Annotated in this window: 5 protein-coding genes and 1 pseudogene; 5 read left to right on the top strand and 1 reads right to left on the bottom strand. The window is 73.4% G+C overall.

What is annotated here, in order from left to right:
• The 5 genes and pseudogenes from ACFWJ4_RS07000 to ACFWJ4_RS06980 all read left to right on the top strand — a co-directional run.
• Window positions 1–553: pseudogene (locus ACFWJ4_RS07000) on the top strand (hypothetical protein); the annotation flags it as partial.
• A gap of 3 nt (window positions 554–556) precedes the next feature.
• Window positions 557–1462 carry a hypothetical protein gene (locus ACFWJ4_RS06995; RefSeq protein ID WP_380540095.1) on the top strand — a complete coding sequence of 302 codons (906 nt, stop codon included), beginning with the start codon at window positions 557–559 and terminating at the stop codon, window positions 1460–1462.
• A gap of 206 nt (window positions 1463–1668) precedes the next feature.
• On the top strand, window positions 1669–2601 hold the full coding sequence (locus tag ACFWJ4_RS06990) for a FadR/GntR family transcriptional regulator (RefSeq protein ID WP_380540092.1): 933 nt from the start codon (window positions 1669–1671) through the stop codon (window positions 2599–2601).
• A gap of 550 nt (window positions 2602–3151) precedes the next feature.
• Entirely contained in the window at window positions 3152–4789 is a 1638-nt protein-coding gene (locus ACFWJ4_RS06985; RefSeq protein ID WP_380350869.1) for an RNA polymerase sigma factor, read from the top strand.
• Window positions 4790–5099: 310 nt separating this feature from the next.
• A complete protein-coding gene (locus ACFWJ4_RS06980; protein ID WP_380540238.1) occupies window positions 5100–5900 on the top strand; it encodes a S1 family peptidase in 801 nt (266 codons plus the stop codon).
• Window positions 5901–6151: 251 nt separating this feature from the next.
• On the opposite strand, the gene ACFWJ4_RS06975 is transcribed toward ACFWJ4_RS06980, so the two are convergent.
• On the bottom strand, window positions 6152–6382 hold the full coding sequence (locus tag ACFWJ4_RS06975; RefSeq protein ID WP_359912625.1) for a hypothetical protein: 231 nt from the start codon (window positions 6380–6382) through the stop codon (window positions 6152–6154).
• Window positions 6383–6591: the final 209 nt, after the last annotated feature.

The raw sequence follows: 6591 nt of genomic DNA, 5'->3' as shown, positions 1-6591 counted from the left end.
GGCCCCGCCCCCGACCCCGACCCCGACACCGACCCCGGCAGAACCGGCCACCGCCGCCGCGCCGGGAGGCGCCGCCGTCCCGAAGCGCGGCGCTCCCCGCCGCCCCCGGCAGGACGGTTCCCTGCCCGCCCGCGCCCTGCCCGCCGTGGCCGTCGCCGCCGCCCTCCCGGCCGCCGCGCTCCCCGTCCTCGGCTCGGCCGGCCGCCGACCCGAGCCGCCGGGCCGTCGCCCCGGGCCGTCCATGCGGACGGGGGCCGACGCCATCGACGAACCCGCGCCGACGGTGGCCGTCGACCGGCTCTTCCGCGACGACCCGGCCCCGCCGCTGGAGCCCGCCCGGGTCCGGCCCCTCGGCCGCCGGGCCAGTGCCGACGACCTGCTCACCGACGACACCGTGCGCCTCCGGCGCCCCGCCTCGGGCGCGACCGCGGTCCGAGCCTCCGCCGTCCGGGGCGCCGCCCAGAGCCCCGTCAGGCGAGCCGCCCCGGCCGCCCCGGCCACCCCGGGCACCTCTGCAGCCCCCGCCATCCCCGACGACCACCGGAGCGAGTGAATCGTGCGTGTCCTGGCCTACGAGCTGCGCCGCCTGCGCGGCCTGCGTTCCACCTGGCTGCTGCTCGCCGCCGTACTGCTCGGCGACGCCGGCGTGGCCGCCGTCCTGGCGAGCCAGGCCCCGGACGGCCCGCTGACGGCCCCGGCGGGGGTGCGGCTGCTGACCGCCGCCGTCCCGCTGATCCCGCTGCCCTTCGCGGCGCTCGGCGCCGGGGTGCTGGGCGCGCTCTCGTACGGGCACGAGGTGCGCCACCCGGGGCTGGTGGCCTCGCAGGTGTCGTACCCGCGCAGGGTGCGGCTGCTGCTGGCCAAGCTGGTGGTGATCGGCCCGGTGGCGGCGGTGCTGGCGCTGGCCACCCTGCTGTTCGACACGGCGGCCGTGCACCTCGCGCTGCCGGACGGCGTCACGGTGGCGGCCTGGGCGGACCCGTCCGCACTGTCGGACCGGGTCTTCGAGGCGCTGACCGGTGCGGGGGTGTCCGGGCTGTCCGACCTGCCGGGTGTGGGCGCCCCGCTGGGGCTGGTGGCCGGCCACGGGGTGCCCGCCGCACTGCTGGCCTTCGTCCTGCTCACCGTGGTGGCGGGCTGGACCGGGGTGTTGGCCGCCTCGCTGACCCGCAGTGCCGCGGGCGGGGTGCTGCTGCTGTGCGCGCTGCCGCCGCTGCTGGAGTCCGGCGTCGCCCTGCTGCTGCGCCGCACCGGCAGGCCGTGGCCGACCCGGGCGACCGAACTGCTGCCGTTCCAGTCCGGGATCGAGTGGGCCTACGGCTGGGTGTACGGCGGTGCGCACGAGGCGGTGGCCGGGAGCGCGGCGCTGACCGATCCGGCGCTGCTCGCCGCGGTCGCGACCCCTGCGGCGCTCCTGCTGCTGGCCGCCCTGCTGGCCCAGGCCCGCCGCCGCGCCCTGTAGCGCCGCGTCGCACGGAACCGCCCGCGCCGTGCTGCGCCCCGATGGACCGCGCTGAGCCGCTTGTGCGGGGCCGCCCGCCCGGGCCCGAGGCCGCGTCACGGGTGCGGTCCCGCCCGGGACTTCCAAGATCGACCAGCAGTGACCGTAATGCGCGGTTCTTCCTGATAAGAAGTCAATTATCCAGTCACGGTCGATCACCCTTTCGTGTGCTTTTCACGAGAATTCTCAAGCCACGCCTGCCGATCGCCGACAAAGGAGGCGTGAGTACCCTTGCGCACCCCACCATGACCCCCGCCCGTTCCGCCGAAGGGCCCATCCACGGTCCCGGCGACCTGGACCGCTTCTCGTACGCCGACCGGCCGACCCCGCCGGTGCCCCGCTGGGAGGGCGCCGAGTCGGACATCGCCCGGGTCGGCCGCAAGACCACCAGCAGCCGGGGCCGCGGTCTGCACGGCCAGCTGGTCCAGCAGCTCGGCCAGATGATCGTCTCCGGCGACCTCGGTGCCGACCGCCCGCTGGTGCCCGAGGAGATCGGCCAGCGGTTCGAGGTCTCCCGCACCGTCGTCCGCGAGTCGCTGCGCGTGCTGGAGGCCAAGGGCCTGGTCAGCGCCCGGCCGAACGTCGGCACCCGGGTCCGTCCGGTCGGCGACTGGAACCTGCTGGACCCGGACATCATCGAGTGGCGCGCCTTCGGGCCGCAGCGGGACGAGCAGCGCCGGGAGCTGTTCGAGCTCCGCTGGGCGATCGAGCCGCTGGCCGCCCGGCTCGCCTCCGGCCACGGCCGGGAGGACGTCCAGCAGCGCCTGGCCGAGCTGGTCGAGATCATGAGCCACGCCGCCTCCCAGGCCGACCTCTCGACCTACACCCGGGCCGACGCCGAGCTGCACGGCCTGGTCCTCCAGATGGCCGGCAACCGGATGCTGGAGCACCTGTCCGGGATCGTCGCCTGCGCGCTGCAGGTCTCGGGCGGTCCGGCGATCTCCTGCGAGCGCCCCACCGAGTCCTCGGTCAGCCTGCACGCCCGGCTGGTGGAGGCGCTGGGTGCCGGCGACGGTGCCGCGGGCGAGGTCGCGATGCGGGCGCTGCTCACCGTCCATCCCGAGATCGAGCCGTCCGTTCCCGCGCCCAGGGAGCACTGAACGGGCTGTTTTCCACGAGCGGAGGCGCCGGACGGCGGCGGCCCGCTCCGCCCGGGCCCTCCGGCCGCACCGCGCGGCGCAGTCGGGGGGCTTCCGCATGCCGCCGTCCCACCGGGCAGAGCCGGCGGAGGCCGCGTGGCCCGAGGGGGCGGCGTCCCCAGGGGGCGAACCGCCGGGAGCGCCCCGGCGAATGAGGGCGGCGAAAGCGGGCCCACGTCGGCCTTGTTCATGACAATAGATTCACCGGCGAGTGCGCGATGATGGAACCGGCTCCGGGTTGCGGGCGCCGGATGGTGTGACCCGCGACACGAAGGCCATGCGTAACACTTGACGAGTAGCAGCGATGTGTCCTGAGCGGAAGCAGCTCCGGAATACTCCAACATGTCAGAATGCTGTGTTGGTCCGCGGCGCTGCTGCCGTCCTGCAAACCCAGTCCTCAAGCCCGAGTCGGTCGGAATCGACACCGCGCGTCCGACGCGCGATCTCCTTCCCCGCCCGCTCGGGCGGCCGGTACGGGTTCGAGATCCACTCATCGTCCGAGAGGTTGTTCGTGTCGGCCAGCACATCCCGTTCGCTTCCCCCCGAGATCGCCGAGTCCGCGGCTCTGCTGGCTCTCATCGAGCGGGGCAAGGCCCAGGGGCAGATCGCCGGTGACGACGTGCGCCAGGCGTTCGAGGCGGACCAGATCCCGGTCACCAAGTGGAAGAACGTCATGCGCAGCCTCAATCAGGTGCTGATTGAGGAGGGCGTGGACCTCATGGTCAGCGCGGCCGAACCGGCCGGCGCCAAGCGCAAGAGCGTTGCTGCCAAGAGCCCCACCAAGCGCACCGCCACCAAGGCTGTCACCACCCGGACCCCGTCGGCCCCGACCAAGCCGCCCGTGCGGATCGCCCCCGGCGCTCCCGTCGCGGCTCCGGCCGTCGTCGCCGCCGCGGCCACGGCTCCCACCGTCTCCGCCGAGATCACCGTCGAGGAGACGACCGGCGTCGTCGCCGGGGTGAAGGCGGCTCCCGCCAAGAAGGCCGCGCCGGCCAAGAAGGCCGCCGCCAAGAAGACCGCCGCGCCGGCCAAGAAGACCGCCGCCAAGAAGACCGCCGCCGGCAAGACCGCCAAGGGCGACGAGGAGCTGCTCGGCGAGGAGGAGCTGCTCGAGGACGTCGCGCTGCCCGGTGACAAGACCGAGGCCGAGGGCACCGGTCCGGAGGAGGAGTCGGAGGGCTTCGTCCTCTCCGACGACGACGAGGACGACGCGCCGGCCCAGCAGGTCGCCGTCGCCGGCGCCACCGCCGACCCGGTCAAGGACTACCTGAAGCAGATCGGCAAGGTCCCGCTGCTCAACGCCGAGCAGGAGGTCGAGCTCGCCAAGCGCATCGAGGCCGGTCTGTTCGCCGAGGACAAGCTCTCGGCCGCCGACAAGCTCGCCCCGAAGCTCAAGCGCGAGCTGGAGATCATCGCCGAGGACGGCCGCCGGGCCAAGAACCACCTGCTGGAGGCCAACCTCCGTCTGGTGGTCTCGCTGGCCAAGCGCTACACCGGTCGCGGCATGCTCTTCCTGGACCTGATCCAGGAGGGCAACCTCGGTCTGATCCGTGCGGTCGAGAAGTTCGACTACACCAAGGGCTACAAGTTCTCGACCTACGCCACCTGGTGGATCCGCCAGGCGATCACCCGCGCCATGGCCGACCAGGCCCGCACCATCCGCATCCCGGTGCACATGGTCGAGGTCATCAACAAGCTGGCCCGCGTCCAGCGCCAGATGCTCCAGGACCTGGGCCGTGAGCCCACCCCGGAGGAGCTGGCCAAGGAACTCGACATGACCCCCGAGAAGGTCATCGAGGTCCAGAAGTACGGCCGCGAGCCGATCTCGCTGCACACCCCGCTGGGCGAGGACGGCGACAGCGAGTTCGGTGACCTGATCGAGGACTCCGAGGCGGTCGTCCCGGCCGACGCGGTCTCCTTCACCCTGCTCCAGGAGCAGCTCCACTCGGTGCTGGACACCCTGTCCGAGCGCGAGGCGGGCGTGGTCTCGATGCGCTTCGGCCTGACCGATGGCCAGCCGAAGACGCTGGACGAGATCGGCAAGGTGTACGGGGTCACCCGTGAGCGCATCCGCCAGATCGAGTCGAAGACCATGTCGAAGCTGCGCCACCCGTCGCGCTCCCAGGTGCTGCGCGACTACCTGGACTGATCGACGGCAGTCGTTCCATGCGAAGGCCCGGAGCCGCACGGCTCCGGGCCTTCGCGGCTGTCCGGGCCCGGGCGTGTCAGCGTCCGGGTGGTGGTTGTCGCTCGTCCGGGTGGCGGCGCGGCGGGAAGTGGTCGCACGGTGTAGCCGGTCACCTACGCTGTGCCGGTTGCCTGCTTCCGAGCCTCCTGGAGTCACGGTGCCGACCGAGCCGGACCGCACTGACCTGCCGACGCCCATCCCGTTTCCGGCAGACCTCGCCGATCCGGCCGATCCGGCCGTCGGCCGGGCGGGCCGCCGCCGCAGGGCCGCCGTGCTGGCGCTGCTGGCCGCCGTGCCCGTCCCGCTGGTCGCCCTCGGCGGCGCGGCGCCGGCCGAGGCCCAGCGCCGGGTGGTCGGCGGCACGGCGGCGAGCACCGGGGACCACCCGTGGATCGTGGCGCTGTCCAGCCGCCAGCAGTTCGGCAGCGGCCGTTCCGGCCAGTTCTGCGGGGGCGCGCTGGTCACCCCGACCAAGGTGGTCACGGCCGCGCACTGCTTCTACGACGAGGGCAAGGGCCGGGTGGAGCGGCCGGGTCTCAAGGTGATCGTCGGCCGGGACGACATGCGCGGCACGACCGGCCGCGAGGTGGCGGTGCGGTCGGTCTGGATCCACCCCGACTACTCCTTCGACGCGAACATGAACGACGTCGCGGTGATCACCCTGGCCGAGTCCCAGGGCGCCCGGCCGGTGGTCGAGCTGGTCGGCCAGGGCGAGACGGCGCCGTACCTGGCCGGGACCACGACGCAGGTGTACGGCTGGGGCGACACCACCGGGCGGGGCGACTACTCGCCCACGCTGCGCGGGGTGTCCGTGCCGATCGTGCCGGACGGGGCCTGTGCGCAGGCGTACCCGGGCGGGCAGGACGGAAAGTTCGACGCCCGCGGCATGGTCTGCGCGGGCGAGGAGCGGGGCGGCAAGGACGCCTGCCAGGGCGACAGCGGCGGCCCGATGATCGTCGAGGGCCGGCTGGTGGGCCTGGTGTCCTGGGGGACGGGCTGCGCCGAGGCGGCCCACCCGGGCGTCTACACCAGGGTGTCCTCGGTCGCCGACGCGGTGCGCTCGGTCCTGTGAACGTCCGCGGACGCGGTGTGTCCGGTGCCGCGGACGTCGCGGTGGGTGTGCGCCCGGTCACGTGCTGACGCCGGGTTCTGACGCGGCGTCGGCAGTCGTGGTCGGGCCGTCACCGGACCCGGGAGGGTGCCCGGGGGTACAGCAGAGCCGGGCGGCCGGCCCCCGAGGGGGTCAGCCGCCCGGCCCACCGGTCGCGCGCAGTGCACGACCGGACACAGCTCGACGCCGGCTGCTGGTTTTGGCGCCCGGGATCAGCGCTCGTCTTCGGTCGCCGTAGCGGTGGTCGTGGTGAGACGGCCGCTCTCGTCCTGTATCTCCACGGCGATCTTCTTGAGCTCGGGCTCGAACTTCCGGCCGTGGTGGGCGCAGAAGAGCAGCTCTCCGCCGCTGGCGAGTACGACGCGCAGGTAGGCCTGGGCGCCGCAGCGGTCGCAGCGGTCAGCCGCGGTCAGCGGGCTCGCAGGGGTCAGAACAGTAGTCACGTCGCCTCTTCTCTAGCTCGACGAGCTGTCGTACCAGGGTCAACATCCAACCAGGCCGAAAACGTTCCCGCTCGTGGCTTTTCTTCTCTGAGGATTCTGCTGTGTTGATGAGGACGTGCCCCGGGCGTCGGTGGTTCATGCGTGCCGATTCCCGGGATCCGCCCGTCGCTCGAACGCCCGATCGGGATCGGGTACGAGGTCCGCGTAGC

Origin of the sequence: Kitasatospora sp. NPDC127067, assembly GCF_042724755.1 — a bacterium.
GTDB classification, from domain to species: domain Bacteria; phylum Actinomycetota; class Actinomycetes; order Streptomycetales; family Streptomycetaceae; genus Kitasatospora; species Kitasatospora lactacystinica.
Note: the sequence above shows the minus strand (reverse complement) of the source record. Positions and strands in the feature narration are given on the sequence as shown.